This window comes from Desulfogranum aggregans (genome assembly GCF_055398265.1).
On sequence record NZ_AP042447.1, the window covers coordinates 2,036,740 to 2,061,028 of the forward strand.

Here is a 24,289-nt window from a genome sequence, read left to right on the forward strand (position 1 = left end):
CTCTTTCCGGCCTACTCTTGCTGGGCGTAGGCAGTATGGTTGTCCTGAGCTGTTATAACGCTATACTTCTTTCGAGACTGCGACGGGAAAACGCAGCTGCCCTGCGCCATCTCCTCTCCATGGTGGAGCAGCTGGACACCCAGGTGAAAGACCATTTCCAGTCGAGAGCCTTTCCAAGGGCAGCCAAATTTTGCCCGGATTGCGGCAAAGAGGCCAAGGCGGACGATCTCCTCTGTGTTTACTGCCATGCCGCATTGCCGCATTAATTGCGGTGCTATGAGCGTCTGCTGCTGAGCGACCATTACTTCAAAACGAGCAGTTCGGTGCCTGCGCTCCAACCGTCGCAGATGAGGGTGGAAGCGCCCGCCGACAGGTACTGTTTCCAAGAAAATTCTCATCTATTTACAAAGAGTTCGCCTTCATCAACAGCAAAAAAACTTGTTTTTCCTTGCCGCTTGCGAGTAATCTACTCTACCAGCAACCCAATACTATGCAATGCGTTGCTTCCCGGCATTTACCGCACCTTTTCTCGCGAGGTTATCATGGCCCTTCTCATTGGCATCGATGTAGGCGGAACTCACGCTGACGGCGTTCTGGTAGACGGCGAATCAATCCTGGTCAAAAATAAAGTACTGGTAGATCAAGACAACCTGAGCGAGTCCATCATCGCCCTTCTCCAGTCTCTTGTCCCTGACAATCCGGGCGATGTGTCACGCATTCATCTGAGCACCACCCTCTGCACCAACGCCATCGTCAACCAGACCTACGAACCGGTAGGCATGCTGATCCAGTCGGGTCCGGGAATGAACCCCGCCTTCCTTGACTGCGGAGAACATGTCTGTTTCATTGACGGCGCCATTGATCATCGCGGTCACATCATCAAAAAACCCAGTGACCGGATAATTGAGGATGCTGCCACTGCCTTTCAGCAACATGGCATCACCAGTGTTGGGGTAGTAACGAAGTTTTCGCACCGAAACAATGCCCATGAAGAGTATATCAGCAACCAGCTGACAGATGCTTTTCCCCACATCAGCAAGGGGCACCGCATATCCGGTTTGCCCAACTTCCCCCGGCGAGTCTATTCCACCTGGTTGAATGCGGCCTTGAAATCACGCTTCATGTTCTTTAAACAAGCCATGGAAACCGGGCTCCATCGCTTGGGCCTAACCTGTCCCTGCCACATTCTCAAGGCCGATGGAGGCACCATTCCCTTTGGGGTTGCCGGCGATACTCCCTGTGAAAGCGTGCACTCTGGTCCGTCGGCCAGCGTTATGGGCTGCATGGCCCTGAAAACTGACACCCATGATGCCATCCTGCTCGACATTGGCGGGACAACCACCGATATTGCCATCCTGGCCGACGGGTCTCCCCTGCTGGAACCCTATGGGGTTACCATCAGGGAGCGGCCGACCCTGATCAGGGCGCTCAATACTACCAGCGTGGGTCTGGGAGGCGACAGCGCTGTCTTTCCATCGAATGATGGATTTACCATCGGGCCGCATAAGAGCGGGCCGCCCATGGCGCTTGGCGGTAGTACACCAACCCCTACAGATGCCATGATCGTGATCGGATCCATGAAAATCGGCGATAAACAACGAGCGGTTGATGCCATGCTCCAGCTCCATCCGAACCAGAAACCTCACCAGACCGCAGAACAGTTGCTGGCTGCCTTTGCCGATCAGATATACAACGCAGTGGATCACATGATTGACGAGGTCTTCAGTCGTCCGGTCTATACGGTGGCAGCGCTGCTCAACCGGAAACGGATCAACCCTGAGGAAATCATCATCGTCGGCGGACCGGCTCAGGCCATGCAGGAGATTCTTGCCGAGCGTTTTCAGCTGCAGTGCAGTGTCCCGCATCATTTTGAAGTGGCAAATGCCATCGGCGCAGCAAGGACGCGGCCCACAGTACAGGCAACCCTCTACGCCGATACCACAGACAAAACCCTCTCCATTCCTGAAATAGGCTGCAGGGAAAACATTCGCTCCTATTTTGACATGGAAGATGCGGAGAAGCGACTCACGGAAGTGATCACCACGCTGGCCGGCAACTTCGGCATGGATACCCTGCCGGAAATCGATTTTCTCGAGCGTCAGGAAATGAATACCGTCAAAGGATTCAGCAGTTCCGGCAAAATTATCTCGCTGAAGGCCCAGATTCGTCCCGGTCTTGACCTACTTCAGCAGGAGGACAGAACATGACCCACTTTATGCCCGTCGCCCCGCACCCCACAGGTCTGGTCCTTTTTCCGGCGTTTGACTGGTGTATCAGCCCTACCCACCCGGAACGAGAGGAGCGATTGCTCTATACCAAGGACCAACTTATTGAGGAAGGACTTGAAGATGTAGAAAACATACAGTTTTTCAATCCTGAGCTGGCCCGGTATCACGATGTCGACCGGGTGCACCTCTGTGTGCCGTCATCGCGACAACTGCTAACCGAATCTCACCTCATCTCGGCAGGTGGGGCGATCAGGGCGGCACGGGCCGTTATGGAAAAGGAAGTGGAAAAAGCCTTTGCTGTGGTCAGACCACCCGGCCACCATGCCATGCAGACCGTCTTTGGCGATCGAGGATTCTGTATCGTCAATATTGAGGCCATTATGGTGGAGTATATTCGCCGTCATTACGGGGTGAAAAAAATAGCCATCGTTGATACCGATTGCCATCACGGCGACGGCACCCAGGACATTTTTTACAACGATCCCGATACCCTCTTTATCTCACTGCACCAGGACGGCCGAACGCTCTACCCTGGAAGCGGTTTTCTCCATGAATCCGGCGGTCCCTCTGCTCCTGGCTACACCATCAACCTGCCATTGCCGCCCGGCACCTCGGAAGAAGGGTTTGACATGGCCATGGAACGGACAATCATGCCGATTCTTGAAGACTTTCAACCGGAAATTATCATCAACTCTGCTGGTCAGGACAACCATTACACCGACCCGATTACCAATATGAATTTTACCGCCCAGGGGTACGCCCGCCTCAATCGCCGGCTAAATCCTGATATCTGCGTACTCGAAGGTGGCTATTCCATTGAAGGAGCACTTCCCTATACCAACCTGGGGATTATCCTGGCCATGGCGGGTCTGGATACATCCAACGTGCGAGAGCCGGACTATGATCCGCGAAATTTTACCCAAACGCCGGATATGAACAGTCATATAGCAGCGGTATGCGACCAGGCGCTGGAGTTGTACCGCCAACGGGACAACTTAAAAAGAGAAATGGCCGGAGAAAAAGTGGTCACCACCAACAAGCGTATCTTCTACGATACCACCGGATTTGACGTGGAAGAAAGCAGGTCCTATCATACCTGTCCCGACTGCCCAGGATTTACGGAAATCACCGCATCTGGCCTCAACAACTCTGTCCATGCCTTTTCCGTCCCATTCAACAGCTGCAGACGCTGTCACGACACGGCAAAAAACCTGTATCACGCAACCGATCCATTGGGCTTTGGCGCTGTTGTCCTTCAGGACCGGATAGATGACACCTATGAATCGAAAAAAAACGAAAAGAACGACTAAAAAAATAGCAATCACCGCAGGGCAGGCCAATGTGCACAGGAAAGCCGGTTGCTTGCCCTGCCCCCGACAACCAAGACGAGCCCTATTCAGCCAGTACGCGAGAAAGCAGTGCGGCCAGTTCCCCGAGTTCAAAGGGTTTTGCCAATGCACCGCAAAAGCCATATTCCCTGAAACCGGCCAGTATCGGGTCACTGGAATAGCCGCTGGTTACAATGACCTTGGCCTCCGGATACCTGCTATGCAACCTCTTCACCGCCTCCTTGCCCCCCATCCCTGACGGGACGGTCAAATCCATAATCACCAGGCAAATGGGCGCTTTGCGGTGTGCCTCTGCATAGAGCCGAATCGCTTCCTCCCCATCATGGGCCGTAACGGGCTCAAATCCTAGATATTGCAGCATTTCGCTGAACAGGGTGCAAATGACAGGTTCGTCATCCATCACCAGTATACGTCCCTCCCCTTTGACCACCGGCAGCTGACAGACACTCTCCGCCGCCTCTGCCGGCAGGTCGCTTGCTGGCAGGAAAAAGGTCAACGTCGCGCCCCGTTCACTCCTCTTTTCTGCCGTTATATATCCGCCATGTCGGTTTATTATCGAATAGCAGACAGCCAGCCCTAATCCGTTTCCCTTTGGCTTGGTACTGAAATAGGGGGTAAAAATCTGCTGACAGATCGACTCGGGGATACCGGGTCCCTGATCGCTGACAGTCACAGCAACGCATCGATCACAATCAAGCAACGGGGGAAAATCAAGGTCCTCTCTCACCAAATTACGGCAGTGGATGCCAATGGTTCCACCTTCGGGCATGGCTTCCTTGGCGTTGAGCACCAGGTGATGAACAACCTGGCTGATCTGTTCTTCATCTACATCAACCGGCCATGATTCTGGAGGAAAATCAAAACTGCAACGGACCTGGCTGCCGCTCACCATAAACTGGGCGGCTCCCGGTATTATCGAATCCAAGGTTGTTACGCGGCGAACCGGTGCTCCGCCTTTGGCAAAGGTCAGTAACTGGTTGGCCAGTTCTTTGGCCCGATAGGAGGCGTCTTCCGCCTTTTGTATCAAGTCGGCGACCTTTTTCTGCTCCTGCAGGTAGAGTGCCGCAAGGTTTAAATTCCCTAAAATACCAACGAGTATGTTATTAAAGTCATGAGCAATGCCGCCGGCTAGCTCGCCTATGGACATCATCCTGTCGGCCTGCACCATCGCTTCTTCCATTCGTACCCGTTCGCTAACGTCGTCCACACGGATAACAGCGCCCTTGCTTCCGTCGCCAGAAAGGGGGTAGACGGTAAGTTCCTCATGGAGTACCCCTCCCCCCTGCTCCCGAATATTTGGCACATTGGAGAACATGGATTGGCTGTTGACCGCTGCCTCTATTTTTTTCAGTATCCCGGCCGAAAAATTGGGATAGACCGCCGCCAAAGAACGCCCGACTGCCTGCTGCTGGCTGACACCAGTCTGTTTCTCCGCCTCCAGGTTCCACTGCGTAACTTTTCCTTTTTCGTCGACGCCAATGAGTACCGAAGGCATGGAGTCGATGGTATCGGACAACATCCGCCGCAGCAGCGCTTTATCCTCCTGAACTTGGTGGTGTTCAATAGCGATTGCCGCCAGGTGGGCCATGGTCTCCATCAGCTGAATCTCCTCCCTGACCGGAGATTTCGCCTGATTGTAGTACAGTGCAAAGGTACCGGCCAGCTTGCCGTTGGAGGTAATAATTGGCTCTGACCAACATGCCCTGAGCTGTGCACGTTCGGTCAGCTCCCTTACCCGCCGCCAGTAGGGGTGGGTCTGCAGGTCTTCAGCAATAACCCGCTGTTTTCGAAAAGCAGCGGTTCCGCACGATCCCATCTGGTCTCGTATAGGCGTACCGTCGATGGCGCGCTGGAAAAAGGCGGGCAATCTGGACGGCAAAGGTTGCCGCAACACCCCGGCTACGGTATCAGCCAGTAGAATAGAGGCCGTCATCCCATCGAACTGTTCCTCGGCAATCTCCAGAATCATGCCGAGCACCTTTTCCCTGGTCCCTCCAAGCGCCAGGGTTTCGAGCACCCTGTTGACCTGCCGTTCATTTGCAGTGCAGCCGCAGGATTGACCACCAATCCGTACCACCCCAACCAGAACAGGTTCACCTTGCCCATCCCTGCAGACCGTTTTTGAGACAACCAGGCTATGGTACACGCCCTGCCCATCAACCATCTGCTCCGTGGTGGTGGCCGCGCTCTCTGTGCGAAAGAGCAGATCATCCCGCTCACGAATCATGCTGGCCGTACTTTTCGGGTAGATGGAAAGCGACGGGTCGCTGGGGCTGGTATCGATAGTGGGGAGAAAAAAACGGTGGAAGGCTTGATTGGCGAACACCCTACGGTGTTGCCGGTTGTGGACAAACACCGGGTCTGGGATGGCGTGGACAATGGCCTGAAGAAGGTCCGCATCAACCATCTGATTGGTAAAAAAAAGCGAAGGGGACGATTTCCGGTTCATGCTCCCTCTAGTATGCGATACGGCTGCAAGAGCAAGGCAGGATTTCCCCATGCCGAACCGCTCGCCTTCTGTTCATGTTGACTTCACCGGCACGACTCACCGGACATTATGCCTTGTCGAGATAGCCGCTTACACTGATTGTATCATATTCATTGGCAAAATAAAGGGTCTTGCATTACACTCTTCAAGGTATAATCAATTCTTTTCTGCAATTATTTCTTTTCCCTACCTTTCACCAACCCAAGGAGAGGCTATGGACCTGCATACGGAAACTCCCAATTCTCAAGATGCCTACACATTCATTTTCGGCGAGGCCGGCATTGATCAACTCAAGGCCTGCATACGCCATCACCTGGTGAGCTACCAGGGAAGAGATCCGCAGATGGCCGGCAACCAGGATGTATATCGAGCACTGTCCTATGCACTACGCGATATGCTCATGGAAAAATGGATCACCACGCAGAAAACCGTCTATGCCCGCAACCAGAAGCGGGTATACTATCTCTCGCTGGAATTTCTTGTAGGCCGCTCCCTGGGCAATGCGATCATGAATATGGGTATTATGGGCCAGGTCACCGAAGCACTGGAACAACTCGGGTATGACCTTGAAAAGCTTCAGGAATTCGAGGAGGATGCGGCCCTGGGCAACGGTGGTCTGGGACGCCTCGCCTCCTGCTTCATGGACTCCATTGCCACCATGAAAATTCCTGCTTACGGATATGGAATTCTCTATGATTTCGGTCTATTCAACCAGGCCATTGTCGATGGGTACCAGGTCGAGGCTCCTGACAGCTGGATGCGATTGGGTTCACCGTGGCTCTATGAGCGCACCTCGTTTATGTATCCGGTGCACTTTTACGGCCGGGTCAGCAGCGGTACCGATGCCGATGGAAACTACAGGGCACAATGGGTCGATACCGAAGTCATTATGGCCATGGCCTGCGACATGCTGGTGCCGGGTTTCAACAACGACCATGTCATCAATATGCGTCTATGGAAGGCAAAAGCGTCGCGTGAGCTGGACCTCAACTTTTTCAATGCCGGCGACTACATCAGTGCGGTAGAACACAAAGTACGCTCGGAAACACTCTCCAAGGTCCTCTACCCTTCCGACGATATTCGTGAAGGGCAGGAGCTTCGGCTCAAACAGCAATATTTTTTCGTGGCCGCCACCTTTCAGGACATCCTTCGACGGTACCGCAAGGACAATACAACCTTTACCGATCTACCCAACCAGGTGGCAGTCCAATTAAACGACACCCACCCGGCCATCGCCATTCCCGAGATGATGCGCATCCTCCTTGACCAGGAAAAGCTGGGCTGGGTGGAGGCATGGGACATTTGCGTCAAAACCTTTGCCTACACCAATCACACCCTGATGCCAGAGGCGCTGGAAACCTGGACCGTGGAGATGCTCTCTCGGGTGCTGCCACGACACATGGAAATAATCTATGAAATCAACCGCAGATTCCTAGAAGAGGTTACAGATCGATACCCCGGCAACATGCGAAAATTGCAGGAAATGTCCATCATCGACGAAGGAGAGCCCAAAAGAGTGAGGATGGCCAACCTTGCCATTATAGGGAGTCATTCAGTCAACGGGGTCGCCGCCCTGCACACCGAACTGCTGAAGCAGCACCTGTTTCGCAATTTCCACGAAATGTACCCCCGAAGGATCAACTCGAAAACCAACGGCATTACCCCGCGTCGGTGGCTGCTGAAATGCAACCCGCGTCTCTCTACGCTGATCAGCGAAAAAATCGGACATGATTGGGTTACTGACCTTGATCAACTTCGCCGCCTGGAACCCTTGTCCACGGAACCAACCTTCCAACAGCAATGGCAGCAGGTAAAACAGGAGAATAAACAGCGCCTGGCGGCATTGATTGAAAATCAAACCGGAATCGTCGTCCACCCGGACTCCATGTTTGATATTCAAATCAAGCGTATTCACGAGTATAAGCGACAGTTGCTCAATGTCCTTCATGTCATTGACCTGTACCAGCGCCTCATCACCTCCCCGGAAACCACTTCTCCGGCACGAACCGTCATTTTTGCCGGCAAGGCCGCGCCCTCCTATCACCGGGCAAAACTCATTATCAAGCTGATCAACTCCGTGGCTGAGGTTATCAACGATGACCCTCGGGTAGACAACCGACTCAAAGTGGCCTTTATCCCCAACTACAATGTCACCCTAGCGGAGATTATCATCCCGGCGGCCGACCTCTCCGAGCAGATATCCACTGCCGGTACCGAAGCATCGGGCACCGGCAACATGAAATTAGCCCTGAATGGAGCATTAACCATCGGCACCCTGGATGGCGCCAATATAGAAATCCGGGAGGAAGTCGGTGAGGAGAATATCTTTATCTTTGGTATGACTGCCGAAGAAGCTGCACATGAAAAAAGGATAAAATCCTGCACTCCCTATCAGGTGTATACCAATAATGCTGCGGTGCGTAATGTTATCGATGCCATAGCCGCCGGTGTCTTCAGCGAAGGCGATACCGAATTGTTCCGGCCCCTGGTCAATGATCTGCTCAGTGAAAACGATCAGTACCTGCTGCTCCTGGATCTGGAATCCTACCTGGAGTGCCAGCGCTCCGTGGAAGCGTGCTTCACCGACACCGCCGAATGGACCCGTCGCTCCATATTGAACGTAGCCCGGATGGGCAAATTCTCCAGTGACAGGACCATACGGCAATATGCGGAGGAGATATGGGGAGTAACCGTGGAAAACAACTGAAAATGGTCGCTGCAGTCGCTGTCGTCCTGAAAGAGCAGCGCTGCATCAAGGAAGGCAGCTGATAAAACAGTCCCTGTAATAGAGCAACTCGGCAATGGACTCTCTAATATCATCCAGGGCCAGGTGCCGGTGATTTTTCCTGACCCCTTCGGCGAGTTCTGGGGCCCACCGTTTTGCCAATTCCTTCAGGGTTGAGACATCGATATTCCGGTAATGGAAATACGCCTCCAACTCCGGCATAAAACGACCTAGAAATCGTCGGTCGTGGCAGATGGAATTACCGCACATGGGTGACATTCCCTTTGGCACCCACTGACGAAGAAAATCGAGGGTTTGCTGCTCGGCACTGCGGTAATCCGCCTGGCTGTTGCGTACCCGTTCCAGCAGCCCTGAGCGGGTATGGTGGGAGGTATTCCATTCATCCATGTCCTTGAGGATATCCTCGCTCTGGTGGATGGCCACTACCGGTCCCTCGGCAAGGATAGCCAGGTTATTGTCGGTCACAATAGTAGCCACTTCAATAACGTGGTCAGTGAAAGGGTCTCGCCCCGTCATCTCCAGATCAATCCAAATGAGGTTAGTCGGCTCTTTCATTTTCCCCTCCGCTTTTACAGCAATTGCGCAGGTTGACCGGTGGCGGCAAGGACACTCGACCACAGCCTTCCTTTGGGGTCCACCTTCTTCCGCCCCCGAGTGGCAAGCGGTATCGGAACATGGGTAAATCTATTATTCCAATGACCGATCAGAACATTGGTCAGCCCCGCCATACCCGCATGGACCGCATAATGCCCCAGCTGCAGGCAGAACGCACTATCATATGCCGAAGCCGCCGTGGAACGGATCATATAGCTGGGGTCAATGTACTTGAGCGTGATTTCCGTGCCAATGGAGTGAAAATACCTGGAAATCTGTGCCTTCAACAACATCCCGATATCACCAAGTCTGCAATTGCCCGAGGCATCCTGCCCCAGGTCGTCCTCGAAAAGCTGCTGACCGGCTCCTTCACCGACAACGATAACCGCATGACCGCGTAGCCGAAGCCTGCGCTCCAACGCTTTGAGCAAAGCCTCAAGACGAAATTCCACCTCCGGAATCAAGCAGAAATTCACCTCGCTATTTGCCAACGCGGCCGCTGCGGCAATAAATCCGGACTCGCGTCCCATCAGCTTGACCAGACCCACTCCGTTGCGCGCTCCCACCGCCTCCACGTGCGCGGTGTAAGTAGAGTGCCTTGACTCGGCTACAGCCGTCTCATAGCCAAAAGAAAAATCCACATGGCAGATATCGTTGTCAATGGTTTTGGGAATACCGACCACTGCGATATCCAGACCGCGCCGGTCTATCTCTTCGACCAGGGCCGCAGCACCCCGCAAAGTACCGTCGCCGCCAATGGTAAACAGGATACTGATCCCCAGGTGTACCAGGGTATCCACCATTACCCCTACATCCTGCGGCCCTCGGGATGACCCGAGAACACTGCCTCCCTGGAGATGTATCCCTTCGACCAGGGTGGGCGTCAGCTCGATGGGAGTATGATAATAGCAGGGATTCAATCCTTCGTAGCCGTAACGAAAGCCAAAGACCCGTTTGACGTTGTAATGATGATGCAGGCTGAGCACTATGGCCCGCACAACATCATTGAGTCCGGGACAGAGACCACCGCAGGTGACGATACCGCAGGATATGGTGGGGGGATCGAAAAAAATATGTTTCCTGGGACCGGCAACCTGAAAGGAGGGCGGATCGACCCCTCGTTCAAAATAAGGCCGTATATCCTCATACTGGTTATGGTACAGGACCGACTGTGCCGGGTCAGTAAAACAGACCCCTTGCATGGGAGAAGCGTGTTGGCACTCTCCCAGACACTGTACTTTCAGGTCGCTCGAATCCACTCCTCTCCTCCCTTTTGTGGCAGTACCATTGAAATCACATTAATAGATAGTGTCACTGCCATTCATGTCCTTGCAATGAACAGAGGTCTGACAGGGATCTCAATTCATCAACCGGTTATAGTGTAAGGTATTCCTCATGGGCAATATCCGCAATTTCTTTTTCGTGCCCTAGTTTGGTGCACATAAAAATGCACTGGCCAACGCCGATGAAATATGGCAGAAAGATAGGCGGTCTTGGCTCCGTGGCCTTCGGGCTCACGGCTTTTTCTTCTCTATTTATCCGTGCACGTTCACAAACGCACCATACGAGACACCGTCAATGGATACACCCACCAGCCCCACAACCTATGATGTGATCATTGTCGGCGGGGGACCAGCCGGTCTCTTTGCCGCCTATTACCTCTGCGAACACTCATCGCTTCGTGTGCTCGTTATTGAAAAAGGTAAACCGCCCCTGCAGCGAAAATGTCCCATTGGCGATAAGGGCTGTATTCGATGCCAGCCGTGCAATATTCTATGCGGCATCGGCGGTGCCGGACTTTTTTCCGATGGTAAGCTCAATTTTATTCATAAACTCGGTAAAACCGACCTGACCCAATTTCTCTCCACTGCCGACGCCTGTGCACTCATTGACGAGACGGAAGAAATATTCAACCGCTTTGGCATGGACGGGCAGGTCTTCCCAACCGATCGAGAGGCAGCTGGCCAGATCCGCAAGGAAGCGAGAAAGTGTGGGATCGACCTGTTGATTATCAAACAAAAGCACCTCGGGTCGGACAATCTGCCCTACCATATCGATGCCATGAGGCAATACATTGCCGACAAAGGCGTCACTTTTCACCACTCCGAAATCGTTGAAGACGTGGTGGACGATGGCAGCAAGGTGACCGGTGTCGTCACCAGCAAAGCCACCTATCACGCACCTCATGTCATTCTTGCTCCAGGCAGGGTTGGGGCAGAATGGGTTGCCGGGGTCGTCAAACGCAGGGGCATTAATGTGAGCCAGCGGGGAATCGAAGTCGGGGTTCGGGTGGAGGTACATAATGAGATCATGCAGGATATCTGTTCGATCATCTATGACCCCACCTTTTTTATTCGTACAACCAAGTATGATGACCAGACCCGGACCTTCTGCACTAATTTCGGCGGCTATGTCGCCCTGGAAAACTATCAGGACTTTGTCTGTGTCAACGGCCATGCGCTCATGGATCGCAAGTCGGAAAATTCCAATTTTGCCTTTCTCTCCAAGGTGGTATTGACCGACCCGGTGGAGGATAATCAGGCGTACGGAGAATCCATAGGCAAGCTCGCGACCCTTATCGGTGGTGGAAAACCGATCCTGCAACGTTTCGGCGATTTAAAAAGAGGGCGACGCTCGACCTGGAACCGAATCAACAACAGCTATATCGAACCGACCCTGACCAATGTCGTCTGCGGCGATATTGCCATGGCGCTGCCGGAGAGAATCCTCACAAACCTGGTCGACGGCCTGGAGCAGCTCAATCAGATAGTCCCCGGGGTGGCTAATGACGAAACCCTGCTCTATGCCCCGGAAATTAAATTTTTCGCCACCCAGGTCGAAACCGACAATGAGCTTGAGACAGCAATAAAAGGGCTCTTCGTTGCAGGTGACGGGCCTGGTGTAGCAGGAAACATTGTTTCGGCAACTGCCACCGCCCTTATTCCGGCAAAGGCCATCATTCGCCGGGTACAGGAATAATCACCCCTTTCCCAGGGCCACAAGAACCTCAATAATAAGGAAAACCCATGCAGGTTGATGCAGGCAAGTCCGTCACCGTCCATTATGTGCTGAAGCTGGAGAACGGATCAGTGTATGAGAGCACCCTGGAGGAAGAACCGCTCATCTACATCCACGGCGCAGGGGAGATCGTTGCCGGTATGGAAAAGGCGTTGGACGGGATGAAGGTGGGCGAAGAAAAAGCCTTTGTTGTGGAGCCGGATGAAGGCTACGGTGAACTTACCCTTGACTCCCTGATAGAGATACCACGCGAGCACATCCCCGTAGAGGCGCGGGAAGTGGGGGAAAAAGTGACCGCGATCAACTCCAAAGGGCAGCGGATGGAAGGGGTGGTATACGAAGACAAATTCAACACGCTGGTGGTGGATTTCAATCATCCCCTTGCTGGCATGACGCTCTATTTCGAGGTCACGGTGGTCGACATTCAGGACCAGGAAGAAAACAAAGGCGGGTGACACGGCGTATTGGGGGGAAGCGGAAACCGGCTCCTCCCCCCGTTGACATTCCGGCATGACCAGGGCGTACGGTCACCCGTTTTTATGGGCGGTCAGCCGTTTGACGGAAATCATCCGTAGAATCCGAAGGAACGTTTTTCGATTTCGATACTTTGTAAACAACACAGTGCTCCGATTGTAGTAATTCACCGGAACCTCGATCAACCGTTTGCGATCATTCAGGATCTCCACCGCCATCTCGGCAAGCAGTTCCGGCCCCTTGCCGTGCAGACGGGGCCGGAGATCATCATAGCAGGATCGCCACATGGCCCTAAACGTACATCCTACGTCGGTCATCCTTACTTCACGCTTCCACCAGAGCAGTTGAATAATTTTTGCCAGCAGAACATTGGCTATTCTTACCAGTCCGCGCATGTCTGAGCCCTGCTCGATAAGCTGACGAGTGGTCCGGGTTCCGACCACCATGTCTGCCTCCCGAATATACTGCAGCAACTTACAGATATCATGTTCCGGAAAAGTGTAGTCTGCCTCGGCCATGACGATGATATCACCAGGCATGCGGTCGAGGGCATAAAGCATTTTTTCTCCGTACAAGGTTATTTCCGGCGGACAGGAAATGAGGGTGGCGCCGCATGAACGTACCTTTGCCTCCACCGCATTCTCTAGCGGTGCGACAACATAAATATCGGCAATAGAGCTGTTTCGACGATATCGGTTAATGGTAAAATCTATATTCTCTTCCACCCCCTCGGAGTAGATGAGCAGAGTAATGTGGTTGTCGGCAAAGGTGATATTGCGTTCGTAGTACCCGGCAAGATTAAGGCTGTCCCGATCATTGATATTGACATACGTGCCCTTGATCTCAAAACAACGCACCCCGCGCTCATGGCTACACAGGGAATCCAGAAACGTGACAAACTCGACGTACCCTTCAGCAGAACGGGCAAAGGCCTCCTCAAGCAGAGGAAAAAATTCCGGTGTCAGGATAAACGTTCCCAACCCGAGCAGGTTGTTTTCCAGCACCTGGGGTTTTTCCACCAGACCAAGGGCTGTTATCCCCTCCTTACGTACCGAATAGTTCCGTTTAATCAATTTGGTGTCGTCGGCATCCATCACCGTGCAGGTGGCAATCGCCCGGTCATAGTCAATGCCAAGCAGTTCGCAATGGTTTGATCCGACATAGCATTCATCGCTGAGCATCACGCAGCAGGGCTGTTGGATCTGTCGTCCTGCCAGGAGAATAGACCACGCCAACCCTTTGTCCAGCTCATGGTTATCGACGTAGTGCAGCTTTACCCCAAACCTGGAGCCATCTCCAAAATATTCCTTGATGACATGGGAGAGATACCCGACTGTCATATAGATTTCATCAATTCCCAGCTGGTCGCGCATCAGACAGATAATCCGCTCCAGGTTGGGTTTGCCGTTCACCTGAAGCATTCCTTTGGGGACCATGCTGGTGTAGGGGCGCGCACGCACGCCTTTGCCGGCTGCAGGTATCAGCCCGGTAAGCTTTCCCATGACATCACCTGGTGAAAAAATAAAAGAAAGTGAGGTACAGATATTTCAGGGTCTCAGACAGGTGCTGCATTTTCGCCTCACCTGTGTGACGGGGGGTAAACTCAACCCCTATTTCTCTGATGTCTATTTTTCTCCGGGCAAAAGCCACTCCCAGTTCCAAAACATGTTCAAACCCTTTTCGGGTAAGCTTGACTTCGTACAGCGCCGAACGCCGAAAGGCCTTGCAGCCGGTATACAGGTCAGTCACCTGCTGATCAAACAACAGATTGAACAAGGCTGAGATCAGCTGATTGCCCCATCGTTTGGTGCGCGGCATGAACCGATTCCTGCCCCCCAAAAATCGGCTCGTATAGACCACCTCAACGTGATCGAGCTGCTCGACCAATTCCGGGATGGCTTCAGGCGGATATTCGCAATCTGCATCAATAATGACGATCTTTTCATTGGTTGACTGAGCAATACCATCCAGGAGTGACCCGCCATACCCTTCGTTGGTCTGGTGACGGATCAGGGATGCCCCTTCAAAACCGGCGATGATCTCCACCGAACAATCAGTAGAGGCATTATCCACATAAATAAGGTTAAGCGGAAGGTTCAGCGCGGTCACCCGCCGATGAAACTCCGGCAGAATCTCCTCTTCATTATACACAGGAACGATAACGTCAATATATTCAGTAGTGGTCTCTTGCATGGTAGTGTAATAGGCAAAGGATGGATCGTTGAGCAGGGTCGATTGACGCCCGAAAATCACCTATCCTAGCGATAATCGCCCGCGCCCACAACCCAATTAGTTGCTCATCGGCGGAAAAACAGGCGCCTGCTCACTTTCTGCTTGCTCTTAGTAAGGCTTGGGAGGAAAAAAAAAGCTGCATGCCGAATAACGGCATGCAGCTTTACCGGATGGGAAGAGGAAGTGCTCAGCCTTCGACCACTTCCACTCCTTCAAGTTTCCATTCTTCGGTGCGCTCCGGTCTTGCCCAGGTCCATTTTTCCGCAAATTTGACTGGCTCGCTGGTACTCCCCTCGACCACATCGCCAGTTTGGTCATCCACGGTGTAATCGAGGAGGTTGGCGGTGAACAGGACGGTCACGAAATCTTCGTTTCCCTGCTTACCGGCATCAACAATTTCTACCTTCCTGATGGCGATACTCTCCAGTTTATTGATGTGCCCTTTTGCCTTCATCTCAGCAAAGTGCTCTTCATATTCACTGGCAAGCTGGGTGCCGATCAAGTGGCGAAAACCATCCAGTTCCCTGCGCATCCAGCCGGCCTGCAACTTGAAAAAAACGTCTGACGCGACTTCCAGGAAGTAGTTCTCGTCAAATCCCGGATCAGTGGTGCGGATTTCGGTTAATCCGCTTTCCACAGGATCGGCATCTCGTATGGGAGGAACCGGAGGGGGAGTGGTTTGAGCCTGGTCGGCAGGGGCTCCGGAAAAAGAGTTCCTGTCGAACGGTGGCGGTTGATAACCGGCAGAAGAGGACCCAGCAGGCCGGGTGACAAACCGCTTGTAGAGAAAGTAACCGATAACTCCGAGAACAATCAGCGGGAGAATACCGAAACCGGAGCCGCCCATACCAAAGAGACTACCAAAGAGGAGGCCGCCCAGTGCGCCACCCAGAAGACCGCCGGCAAGACCACGGCCAAAGCCTGATTTATTGCCCTGCTGGGCCTGTTTGGTCTGTGCAGGGGCCTTGTAGTTCTGACTGGGTGCAGACCGACGGAAACTCTTGCCGCCCATCTTGAGACGGGCCTCTGCATAGTCTGTGGTTATCCCTGCTTCGCAAAACAACACGCCGAAAAGAATCAGGAACAACGGTGCTAACTTTGTGAGGTGCTTCATCATTGTTTGTGTGAGTAGTAGTTTTTGGTTTCACTCCGAACCGTCATGGATTCAGATGCAACGCCGACAATTAAAATGTGGGCTTTGAAACTTGAGTGTTTACATTAACTCCAACCGAACTGCAACAATGATAATGACTTTTTCTCCCGGGTCAAGGCAATGTCGACAAAACTACCACACTGTAACCCCGCACCACGATGACATTCCACTCTGCTGAAAACAGCACCACAAGAAAAAAGGGTCTGGTTATCGTAGCCACCGGCTCCCCTGAGGAACTGCACACCTTTTCCCTGGTTCTTTCGGCCATGCATATTGACCATACCATCGACTATGCTGATCAGGTCCTGCTTGTCAGCCAGGAACAGGCAGAAAGTGCCCGGAAGCAATTGGCAGCCTATCGCATGGAAAACAGGAACTGGCCGCCCAGAACTGAGCAACATTGGCAGCCGGAATTTTTCTCTCCCCACATCACTCTCTGCCTGATGGCCCTGCTTGCCGTATTTTTCTGGATAACCGGCGGGTGGTATTCAGGAAACCTGTGGTTTTCGGCTGGCGCCATTGACGGCCTGGCGATTCTCAACAACAATCAATGGTGGCGTTTGGTCACAGCCCTGACCTTGCACGCTGACACGGTCCACCTCGTCGGCAATTGCCTGATCGGCGGACACATTATTCTCCTGCTCAGTCGCTCGGTCGGTTACGGTTACTGCTGGCTGCTCCTCCTGCTGGCCGGTGCCGGCGGTAATCTGCTTAATATAGTGGTACGGGAGCAGCAGCACCTTTCGGTCGGCTTTTCTACCGCAGTATTCGCTGCAATTGGCCTCTTGACCGGCATTCGCCTTCACTTCCCTTTTCGTGAACCACTCAGGCAGCTGATACTGCCGCTGGGTGCGGGCGCCGGTCTGCTCGCCCTTTTGGGCGGGGAAGGACCTCGTACCGACATCGGTGCCCATCTGTTCGGCTTTCTCTGCGGCATGTTCCTTGGCATCGTGAGCAATATGCTGCAGCTGATACGAATAATGGCTTCGGCGCAGGCGCAAAACCTCTGTTTTCTGCTGGTTGTAGCAGTACTTCTTTTCAGCTGGACCCTGGCACTGCAGGGAGGAATCCCTTAGGCTGGAGCCTGTCTGCTTTCTCCGTTTTTCTTGTTATTCGTGATTGACGGCGACTGGCAATGTGCATAGAGTATGGGCGTTTAACTTACACCCAGCAGGAATGACGACAGATCCTTCTCTTTTTTCCGCCACGTTGATACGGCTGACAGCGGTCGGTTTGTCTGTTCCTGCAGCCACTTTGAAAAACCAGAGGTACTTTTCCATGCCAATGAATGAACAACCGCCCTGGGGACAAAAAAAACGCCCCTCCTCACCCGAGGATTTCCTCACCGAACTGATTCGTAAGATCCGGGACTCTTTCACCTCCGATCAAAAGAATAGCGGCCAGGGTGGAGATGAAGAAGGAAAGCCATCCTCCGGCGGCCCTGGAATGTTTGCCGGAATGGGTAAGATCGTCCTGATCGTGGGCGCTGTATTTCTGTTTCAGTTGATCTACTCCTCCTTTTACACCATTCAGCCGGGAGAAGTAGGGGTGATGCTGCGATTCGGGCAGTACTCCCGGACGACTACCCCGGGACTCCATTTCAAGATTCCCTTCATTGAACAGCTGAATAAAGTCAACGTAGAAGCTGTACGAAAAGAGGAGTTCGGCTTTCGCACCAGAACCCCCGGTAAATCAAGCAACTTCAATCGACGAGGGTTTGACATGGAAGCGCTGATGCTGACCGGTGACAAAAATGTTATCGAGGTCGCATGGATCGTCCAATACATTGTCAACGATCCGGTTAAATATCTGTTCAAGGTGCGCAATGTTTCCCAGGCTGTTCGGGATGCTTCGGAAATGGTCACTCGCAGGATTGTCGGCAACATGGACTTCGACTATGTCCTCAGTAATCGTGAGATTCTGGCAGCTGATGCAAAAAGGGAACTGCAGGGCGAGCTGGACAATCTTGAGGCCGGGGTAAATCTTATTGCCCTTCAGCTGCAGGACATCAATCCACCTGAGAAGGTGAAACCTGCCTTCAATGAAGTGAATGTTGCTGACCAGGACATGAAACGGCTGGTCAACGAAGCGGAGGAGACCTACAACCGGGTAATTCCCAAAGCTCGTGGTAGCGCCAAGCAAACCATTGAGGAGGCAAAAGGGTATGCCATTGATCGCATTAACCGAGCCAAAGGAGAGACAAACCGATTTGCGGCCATTGTTAAAGAATACCAGGGAGCCAAGGAAGTGACCCGGCAGCGGATGTACCTTGAAGCCATGCAGGATATTCTGCCCAATGTAGAGCAGGTTTATGTGATGGATAACAACCAGCAGGCGGTTATCCCTTTTCTTGACCTGACCGGCAAAGGAATAAAAGGCACCACCTCCCAGGCCGAATAGTACAACGGCAGACTCTCAAACTATAAGCGAGACCATGAAAAAACTACTGCAAATAATCGGATTACTTATTGTTGTGGCCCTCGGTGTCACTGTCTGGGATGGATTCTTCATCCTCAAGGAAGGACAGCAGGCCGTCATCACCCAGTTCGGAGCGCCGGTAGGTGAACCGCTCACCGAAGCCGGCCTGAAGCTGAAAATGCCTTTCATCCAGAATGCCCGCTTCTTTGAAAAGAAAATACTCATATGGGACGGTGCCCCCAACCAGATCCCGACCAACGATAAAACCTTTATCTACCTGGACACCACTGCCCGTTGGCGGATAGTGGACGCGCTACGCTTTCTCCAAGCTGTGGGTTCGGAGAATCGTGCACGATCCCTCCTTGACGACATCTTGGATGGTAGCCTGCGCGACCTGGTCAACAAGCATGACCTGATCGAAATCATCCGCAGTTCCGACTGGACGACGGATTATGTGACCTCCACCAATCAGGCCAGGGACATGATCGCCCCCCCAGAGCTCGGTCGCGACAAAATCAGTGATATGGTCCTGGAGGCAGCAGCAAAGATAACGCCTCAATATGGGATTGAACTGATTGATGTAATGTTTAAACGCGTTAATTACATCGACTCTGTTCGGGAGAAAGTTTATGATCGTATGATTTCCGAACGTAAACGAATAGCTGCCGAAAAACGATCTGTCGGTGAAGGACGGAAAGCAGAGATCCTAGGCCGGGTTGAACGTGAACTGAAGGAAATCACCTCAACGGCCAATCGTCAGGCAACCGAAATACGCGGTGAAGCGGATGCGGAAGCAACTAAAATCTATGGCGAGGCGTTTTCTACAGACCCGGAATTTTTTGCCTTTATCAAAAGCCTGGAAAGCTACCGGGATATCATTACCAACAACACCTCTCTGGTGCTCTCCTCAGAATCGGACCTGTTCAAGTACCTGGAGTCAGTGGAAGTGAAGTAAAAGCAGTTTTCTTCAACAACAAAAAAGGCCGCGTCCATCCGGACGCGGCCTTTTTTGTTGTACTTGTTTCCCGCTCCTCCCGCGACTACTCAAACACAACTCCCGGCCCCTCATCGGCAAAGCTCGGGCGCTGCTCCGGGGAGTAGGGAATGCGTCCGCGCTCATCCAGCAGGGTCTCGAATTCCTCCAGTTCCTCCTCGTCGGTAATGGCGTCCAATCCAAGCTGCTCAAACCGGCAGTTGCATTGAATCAACTGGCCGCCGCACCAGGGACAGACCTCCACAGGACACCCCAATTCATGTTCTTCACCGGTAAGAGCATGACAAGCCGGGCAGGTATCCACATCGGTCTGTAAAGGTTCATAGGAATTCAACTGCTCAATACTGGCACAAGCCTGACCAAAATCCTCCTGGCTCTCGTACTCGAAAAAATCAAGGAGTTCATCAGCCAGGAACTTATCCTCCATACTTCCTTGGAACTCAATTCCCTCGCTGGAGACCAGGTAAAGATAGCCGGCACCGGTTCCGGTGATAGTACCCAAGAGAAATATTCCACGCTGCCGGGCAATGATCACGATATCATTGACCCACGTTTCAACGGCATCGGGCAACGTACGATAGAACTCATACAGTACGGTCAGGCCGATGCGGTCATCATAGTATACATCCAGCAACTCCTCGGCCTGGTCCATATATCCCTCAGGCACCGCATACTCCATAGCCCGTCTAATATCCCGTCTGACCTCACTCAATTCTTCTTGCATAACCTTACCATTTTTTCCAGACAACCAACCGCTCGTCCGCTTTCAACATACCGCACGGTAAAATACTCCAAGTGCGGTGCTTTGGGCCGGAATCACATGTGAGCTTGTTTTTCTTCGATGAATACAGTATAGTACGCGCTTGATATCAAAGCCGGCCTCAACCACGACCGTGGGAAAGAAACCACTTACGATGCCTTTTCTTTCCTGCAACGGAACCGAAATTCCACCTCGACACATTACCTGAAGCAGCAGTCTGCCGCATCTTTTTTTCGAGGTGACCCTTGTAATCTGTAGTGCTCCATCAATCCCGTTGCCCGCCGTACAGGGCACACGGCGTGACCATTCATCTGCAGAAAAATTGTAACAATACCGGTACTATGAAAAAAAAGACCCATGCGCAACTGATCATTGGTGACAGCACCTTCGAACTCCCTATTCTTAAGGGTTCCGAAGGTGACAAAGCAATAGATATTTCTCAACTGTTGAAAAAGACAGGCTACACAACCTATGATATCGGCTCAAAAAATTCCGCCTCCTGCAGCAGTTCCATTACCTACCTGGATGGAGACAAAGGTATCCTGCGCTATCGAGGGTACGACATTGAGGACCTGGCGGAAAAATGTCTTTTTATTGAAGTGGCCTACCTGTTGCTGCACAATAAGCTGCCCAATCGTGAAGAACTCGAACACTTTCGCACACTGTTAGAGGAGTACGCCCTCCTCCATGAGGACATGATCCACTTTTTTGATCATTTCCCGCCCAATGCGTCCCCAATGTCCATCTTATCGGTAATGGTAAACACCCTCCATAACTACTATCCGGAGATGGGTGATGATCCTCTACTCAATATCGATAATACGGCCGGCCGCTTAATCTCCAAAATTCGGACCATTGCCGCCTTTTCCTATAAAAAGTCTCTTGGACACCCGCTCGTCTATCCGCGCAACGACCTTTCCTACTGCGGTAATTTTCTCAACATGATGTTTGACACCCCGGTTCGTCCGTATACGGTGCAGCCGGAAGTGGTCGCCGCCATGAACAAACTGCTGATCCTGCATGCGGACCATGAACAGAACTGCTCCACTTCAGCCGTCCGCCTGGTCGGCAGTTCCGGCGGAAACCTGTATGCGTCCATTTCTGCAGGTATTAACGCCCTGTGGGGCCCCCTGCACGGCGGTGCCAACGAGGCGGTTATTCAGATGCTGCAAGCTATCTATGACGACAACGCCGATTACAAGAAGTATATCGCCAAAGCCAAAGACAAAAATGATCCGTTCCGGCTTTCAGGCTTCGGCCACCGGGTGTATAAAACTTACGATCCGCGCGGGATGATCATCAAAAAAGCCTGCGACGGTATTCTCAAAGTACTGGACGTTTCCGACCCATTGCTTGAAATAGCTACGACTCTGGAAGAGATCGTGCGCAATGATGAGTACTTTATTGAGCGCAACCTCTACCCCAACGTGGATTTTTATTCAGGGATCATTTATCGCGCCATCGGTATCCCAACCAACATGTTTACCGTCATGTTTGCCCTGGGACGCCTGCCCGGGTGGATCGCCCAGTGGAAAGAAATGCGGGAAGACCCGGCAACCAAGATTCATCGGCCGCGCCAGGTCTACACCGGTGAACCGGCCCGTATCTTTACCCCGCTCGGAGAGCGAGCTTAATCGAGCCAGCCTCCCTTGACTGAAACATTCCTCCTGTTTCCTGGGCCGTAACCTGAAGACAGGAGGGAAACGCCTACATGCGGACCCGAACCCGGTACTGGAGCTGCTGCTCTCCACCTGCGACGACCGGCACCTCCCACTCAAGCAGGCCTGCGGCCGCCTTTTTCGCCGGCATGGATGATGAGATGAGTTCCCAGTCACCAGGAACCGGTTCCTCCACGCTAACGGTTACCGTTTCGGATTTGGCATTTTTCAGGGTAAGGACATATTCGCTTTCAAAGACGTATTCCCGTGCGGCATTTCCGGCAATCTTTTGAAAATCAACCTGGGTTTTCTCCGCTGTAATATCAAACGCCTTGCCCAGCTTAAGCCGTACCTTCTCATTTACAGGGGTATGCTCAATGGTATCTTCTCCCACAAACTGAAGCGCATTTCTACTATCCCTGGTATACACCCGAATCACGCCTCCGGGCAAAGGGTTCCCCAAGCCGCTGGAGTGATCGTTGATCATCTCCACATACACCACAACCGGTTGCCTGTCGGCCTTATCCCGTACTCCACTATGGTAATAGTGGGGGGCTCCACGCACGATATACTGCTGCCGGTAGGCGACGTCGTCGGCTTTCATCAGGGCAACCTGTTTCTGCTGGTTTTCCTTGATGGTCGTTCGTCGTCCAAGGCTGTACAGATGATATTCGAACATGGACTCTTCACCCATATCATCAGCAAGCATTGCCGACTCCGCCATGGCCTGAACCATTGCCCGCTGGAGCCCCTGCTGCTGTACCGGTACGGTATGTACGTCACCGGCTACCAACTGAAGCTGGGCATCGGTATAGGTTGCGCCGCTGTTGTTATTCAGGGTTACCCAACCGTTCAGCTGTAGCCGCTTCTCTCCAGCCTGGAGTTCCGCAACATAGTCGGCCCGCCAGGACAATCCGGTAGTGAGATAGGTCAGGGCAGCCAGTCTTTCACCCTGTTTGGCAGCAGCAATCTGCATAGTCAGGGTGGGCCGGTCCCGTAAATCAGCCGGGACATCGGGGAAAAAAATTTGGCTGTTTCCCTTGGCCCTGATATGTTGGGCGGTCTGCAGAATAGGACCATTGAGCGCACTGAGTACCTGTGCCTCTTCAAGTCGTTCATCGCCGCTCACCGGATTCATTGTGGCAAGCAGCACCGTGCGTCCTACATATTTCCGCAGCAGAGATTGGGGCGAGAGGAGATCATACTCAAAATTCTGCTCGAACACCTGGAGACCATCGGCTGCGAGTAAAGCCGTCTCCGGTCGCATCTTGCTGCTCACCTCGCGAAAGGCCACCGTGGATTCCCCCTTATCGAGCACCAGACGCCGCTGATCATACACCAACGCAAGATCGGTAGTATAAATGGTGAGGCGAAGATCCTGCTGATCCTCCTGAGTTGTCAGCACTTCTGCTGTTCCAGCCGCGCCGACAGCGGCAACAGCGTTCGCCGTCCACAAAACCAAAACAGAAAGTGCAGCCACAATGTGCATTACCATAACGTTGCTCCTGTTAAATGAAGTATCTTCGGCTACAGCAAAAGAAATACCACACTTTCAGCCAAAGGTTGCTCGAATAATGGCAGTATGTACTCCACACACCGTAAAAAAACACATACTCAACGCGAAACCATCACGTTAACACATTCCTACCGTTTAACCTGCCGGATGAATGAGCGGAGCAATGATTGTTGTGTGGCGGTCAGGGGGTCAAATTGTATGCACAGTCGCTTGGTTTGGAGGGTGCAAAACATGGGGATGGGATCGGGAGCTACTTCGGCAATGATTTTGCCTGGAATAGCGGGAAGATAGGCACGCCTTGGGGGGTGAAAAAGGTCAAAAAAATAGGGAGCTGCAGGCTTGTTCCTGAGGGCAATATAGTTGACAGCCATACCCGATTCGCTGATATCGACTATGACATAGGGTGTTGCTCCCCAAAAGGCAAAGGTTCTGTCCTTGGCCGTATAGCGAGGATGTCTCCGCCGCTCTTTTCTACTGTTACTGTGCGGCGGGTTGTCTCTCATTCTGTGCGATCAAAAGGTTACGTCTTGCACGTCTTTACCAGTTCGCAGTATTCGCAAACCAGTTTCCAGCGTTGAGCGGGTCTTAAACGAAAATAGATAGGACTGAGCATCAGGATTCGAATGGCTTCTCGTATACTCATGTGGACACCTCCCGTCTG

Annotated in this window: 19 protein-coding genes; 9 read left to right on the forward strand and 10 right to left on the reverse strand. The window is 52.6% G+C overall.

Features of this window, described 5'->3' with window-relative positions; genetic code table 11:
• Window positions 1–11: 11 nt before the first annotated feature.
• The gene (locus tag ACZ52Z_RS09225) at window positions 12–386 is read right to left on the reverse strand and encodes a hypothetical protein (RefSeq protein ID WP_464270445.1); all 375 of its coding nucleotides are present in this window, start codon (window positions 384–386) and stop codon (window positions 12–14) included.
• 156 nt (window positions 387–542) lie between these two features.
• Between ACZ52Z_RS09225 and ACZ52Z_RS09230 the strand changes: the two genes are divergently transcribed.
• Both ACZ52Z_RS09230 and ACZ52Z_RS09235 read left to right on the forward strand, forming a co-directional pair.
• Window positions 543–2,207, forward strand: coding sequence for a hydantoinase/oxoprolinase family protein (locus ACZ52Z_RS09230; protein ID WP_464270446.1), 1,665 nt, complete (start codon window positions 543–545; stop codon window positions 2,205–2,207).
• On the forward strand, window positions 2,204–3,538 hold the full coding sequence (locus ACZ52Z_RS09235; protein WP_464270447.1) for a histone deacetylase family protein: 1,335 nt from the start codon (window positions 2,204–2,206) through the stop codon (window positions 3,536–3,538). The genes ACZ52Z_RS09230 and ACZ52Z_RS09235 overlap by 4 nt, the downstream gene beginning before the upstream one ends.
• A gap of 82 nt (window positions 3,539–3,620) precedes the next feature.
• Here the strand turns inward: ACZ52Z_RS09235 and ACZ52Z_RS09240 are convergent, their stop codons facing one another.
• Complete coding sequence (locus tag ACZ52Z_RS09240) at window positions 3,621–6,026, reverse strand: ATP-binding protein (RefSeq protein WP_464270448.1); 2,406 nt, start codon at window positions 6,024–6,026, stop codon at window positions 3,621–3,623.
• Window positions 6,027–6,279: 253 nt separating this feature from the next.
• Here ACZ52Z_RS09240 and ACZ52Z_RS09245 point away from each other — a divergent pair, with 253 nt between their 5' ends.
• Window positions 6,280–8,772, forward strand: a complete 2,493-nt coding sequence (locus tag ACZ52Z_RS09245; RefSeq protein ID WP_464270449.1) for a glycogen/starch/alpha-glucan phosphorylase — start codon at window positions 6,280–6,282, stop codon at window positions 8,770–8,772.
• Window positions 8,773–8,817: 45 nt separating this feature from the next.
• On the opposite strand, the gene orn is transcribed toward ACZ52Z_RS09245, so the two are convergent.
• The gene (gene orn / locus ACZ52Z_RS09250; protein ID WP_464270450.1) at window positions 8,818–9,366 is read right to left on the reverse strand and encodes an oligoribonuclease; all 549 of its coding nucleotides are present in this window, start codon (window positions 9,364–9,366) and stop codon (window positions 8,818–8,820) included.
• Window positions 9,367–9,380: 14 nt separating this feature from the next.
• On the reverse strand, window positions 9,381–10,664 hold the full coding sequence (locus ACZ52Z_RS09255) for an ATP-dependent 6-phosphofructokinase (RefSeq protein ID WP_464270451.1): 1,284 nt from the start codon (window positions 10,662–10,664) through the stop codon (window positions 9,381–9,383).
• 319 nt (window positions 10,665–10,983) lie between these two features.
• On the opposite strand from ACZ52Z_RS09255, the gene ACZ52Z_RS09260 reads away from it, so the two are divergent.
• Together ACZ52Z_RS09260 and ACZ52Z_RS09265 are read left to right on the forward strand one after the other, a co-directional pair.
• Window positions 10,984–12,384, forward strand: a complete 1,401-nt coding sequence (locus ACZ52Z_RS09260) for an NAD(P)/FAD-dependent oxidoreductase (RefSeq protein ID WP_464270452.1) — start codon at window positions 10,984–10,986, stop codon at window positions 12,382–12,384.
• A 47-nt stretch (window positions 12,385–12,431) separates the two neighbouring features.
• On the forward strand, window positions 12,432–12,878 hold the full coding sequence (locus tag ACZ52Z_RS09265) for an FKBP-type peptidyl-prolyl cis-trans isomerase (RefSeq protein ID WP_464270453.1): 447 nt from the start codon (window positions 12,432–12,434) through the stop codon (window positions 12,876–12,878).
• Window positions 12,879–12,950: 72 nt separating this feature from the next.
• Here the strand turns inward: ACZ52Z_RS09265 and ACZ52Z_RS09270 are convergent, their stop codons facing one another.
• The 3 genes from ACZ52Z_RS09270 to ACZ52Z_RS09280 form a co-directional block, all read right to left on the reverse strand.
• Window positions 12,951–14,399, reverse strand: coding sequence for a nucleotidyltransferase family protein (locus ACZ52Z_RS09270; RefSeq protein ID WP_464270454.1), 1,449 nt, complete (start codon window positions 14,397–14,399; stop codon window positions 12,951–12,953).
• A 4-nt stretch (window positions 14,400–14,403) separates the two neighbouring features.
• Window positions 14,404–15,150, reverse strand: coding sequence for a glycosyltransferase family 2 protein (locus ACZ52Z_RS09275; protein ID WP_464270455.1), 747 nt, complete (start codon window positions 15,148–15,150; stop codon window positions 14,404–14,406).
• Between the two features lie 166 nt (window positions 15,151–15,316).
• The gene (locus ACZ52Z_RS09280) at window positions 15,317–16,246 is read right to left on the reverse strand and encodes a Tim44 domain-containing protein (protein ID WP_464270456.1); all 930 of its coding nucleotides are present in this window, start codon (window positions 16,244–16,246) and stop codon (window positions 15,317–15,319) included.
• A gap of 194 nt (window positions 16,247–16,440) precedes the next feature.
• Between ACZ52Z_RS09280 and ACZ52Z_RS09285 the strand changes: the two genes are divergently transcribed.
• The 3 genes from ACZ52Z_RS09285 (at window position 16,441) to hflC (ending at window position 19,655) form a co-directional block, all read left to right on the forward strand.
• Window positions 16,441–17,358: a rhomboid family intramembrane serine protease gene (locus ACZ52Z_RS09285; RefSeq protein WP_464270457.1), complete on the forward strand. Its 918-nt coding sequence runs from the start codon at window positions 16,441–16,443 to the stop codon at window positions 17,356–17,358.
• Between the two features lie 100 nt (window positions 17,359–17,458).
• Window positions 17,459–18,682: an FtsH protease activity modulator HflK gene (hflK, locus tag ACZ52Z_RS09290; RefSeq protein ID WP_464270458.1), complete on the forward strand. Its 1,224-nt coding sequence runs from the start codon at window positions 17,459–17,461 to the stop codon at window positions 18,680–18,682.
• A 34-nt stretch (window positions 18,683–18,716) separates the two neighbouring features.
• Window positions 18,717–19,655: a protease modulator HflC gene (gene hflC / locus ACZ52Z_RS09295; RefSeq protein WP_464270459.1), complete on the forward strand. Its 939-nt coding sequence runs from the start codon at window positions 18,717–18,719 to the stop codon at window positions 19,653–19,655.
• A gap of 85 nt (window positions 19,656–19,740) precedes the next feature.
• Here hflC and ACZ52Z_RS09300 read toward each other — a convergent pair whose 3' ends face one another.
• The gene (locus tag ACZ52Z_RS09300) at window positions 19,741–20,418 is read right to left on the reverse strand and encodes a hypothetical protein (RefSeq protein ID WP_464270460.1); all 678 of its coding nucleotides are present in this window, start codon (window positions 20,416–20,418) and stop codon (window positions 19,741–19,743) included.
• A 377-nt stretch (window positions 20,419–20,795) separates the two neighbouring features.
• Between ACZ52Z_RS09300 and ACZ52Z_RS09305 the strand changes: the two genes are divergently transcribed.
• Window positions 20,796–22,088: a citrate synthase gene (locus ACZ52Z_RS09305; RefSeq protein WP_464270461.1), complete on the forward strand. Its 1,293-nt coding sequence runs from the start codon at window positions 20,796–20,798 to the stop codon at window positions 22,086–22,088.
• A gap of 73 nt (window positions 22,089–22,161) precedes the next feature.
• On the opposite strand, the gene ACZ52Z_RS09310 is transcribed toward ACZ52Z_RS09305, so the two are convergent.
• Together ACZ52Z_RS09310 and ACZ52Z_RS09315 are read right to left on the reverse strand one after the other, a co-directional pair.
• The gene (locus tag ACZ52Z_RS09310) at window positions 22,162–23,607 is read right to left on the reverse strand and encodes a DUF4139 domain-containing protein (RefSeq protein ID WP_464270462.1); all 1,446 of its coding nucleotides are present in this window, start codon (window positions 23,605–23,607) and stop codon (window positions 22,162–22,164) included.
• A 149-nt stretch (window positions 23,608–23,756) separates the two neighbouring features.
• Window positions 23,757–24,131, reverse strand: coding sequence for a PilZ domain-containing protein (locus ACZ52Z_RS09315; RefSeq protein ID WP_464270463.1), 375 nt, complete (start codon window positions 24,129–24,131; stop codon window positions 23,757–23,759).
• Between the last annotated feature and the right edge of the window lie 158 nt (window positions 24,132–24,289).

Bases quoted from the DNA above. Each gene is read 5' to 3' on its own strand.
- ACZ52Z_RS09230 (WP_464270446.1), top strand. From the start codon at position 543: ATGGCCCTTCTCATTGGCATCGATGTAGGCGGAACTCACGCTGACGGC.
- ACZ52Z_RS09235 (WP_464270447.1), top strand. From the start codon at position 2,204: ATGACCCACTTTATGCCCGTCGCCCCGCACCCCACAGGTCTGGTCCTT.
- ACZ52Z_RS09240 (WP_464270448.1), bottom strand. From the start codon at position 6,026: ATGAACCGGAAATCGTCCCCTTCGCTTTTTTTTACCAATCAGATGGTT.
- ACZ52Z_RS09245 (WP_464270449.1), top strand. From the start codon at position 6,280: ATGGACCTGCATACGGAAACTCCCAATTCTCAAGATGCCTACACATTC.
- orn (WP_464270450.1), bottom strand. From the start codon at position 9,366: ATGAAAGAGCCGACTAACCTCATTTGGATTGATCTGGAGATGACGGGG.
- ACZ52Z_RS09260 (WP_464270452.1), top strand. From the start codon at position 10,984: ATGGATACACCCACCAGCCCCACAACCTATGATGTGATCATTGTCGGC.
- ACZ52Z_RS09265 (WP_464270453.1), top strand. From the start codon at position 12,432: ATGCAGGTTGATGCAGGCAAGTCCGTCACCGTCCATTATGTGCTGAAG.
- ACZ52Z_RS09270 (WP_464270454.1), bottom strand. From the start codon at position 14,399: ATGGGAAAGCTTACCGGGCTGATACCTGCAGCCGGCAAAGGCGTGCGT.
- ACZ52Z_RS09280 (WP_464270456.1), bottom strand. From the start codon at position 16,246: ATGATGAAGCACCTCACAAAGTTAGCACCGTTGTTCCTGATTCTTTTC.
- ACZ52Z_RS09285 (WP_464270457.1), top strand. From the start codon at position 16,441: ATGACATTCCACTCTGCTGAAAACAGCACCACAAGAAAAAAGGGTCTG.
- hflK (WP_464270458.1), top strand. From the start codon at position 17,459: ATGACGACAGATCCTTCTCTTTTTTCCGCCACGTTGATACGGCTGACA.
- hflC (WP_464270459.1), top strand. From the start codon at position 18,717: ATGAAAAAACTACTGCAAATAATCGGATTACTTATTGTTGTGGCCCTC.
- ACZ52Z_RS09300 (WP_464270460.1), bottom strand. From the start codon at position 20,418: ATGCAAGAAGAATTGAGTGAGGTCAGACGGGATATTAGACGGGCTATG.
- ACZ52Z_RS09305 (WP_464270461.1), top strand. From the start codon at position 20,796: ATGAAAAAAAAGACCCATGCGCAACTGATCATTGGTGACAGCACCTTC.
- ACZ52Z_RS09310 (WP_464270462.1), bottom strand. From the start codon at position 23,607: ATGGTAATGCACATTGTGGCTGCACTTTCTGTTTTGGTTTTGTGGACG.
- ACZ52Z_RS09315 (WP_464270463.1), bottom strand. From the start codon at position 24,131: ATGAGAGACAACCCGCCGCACAGTAACAGTAGAAAAGAGCGGCGGAGA.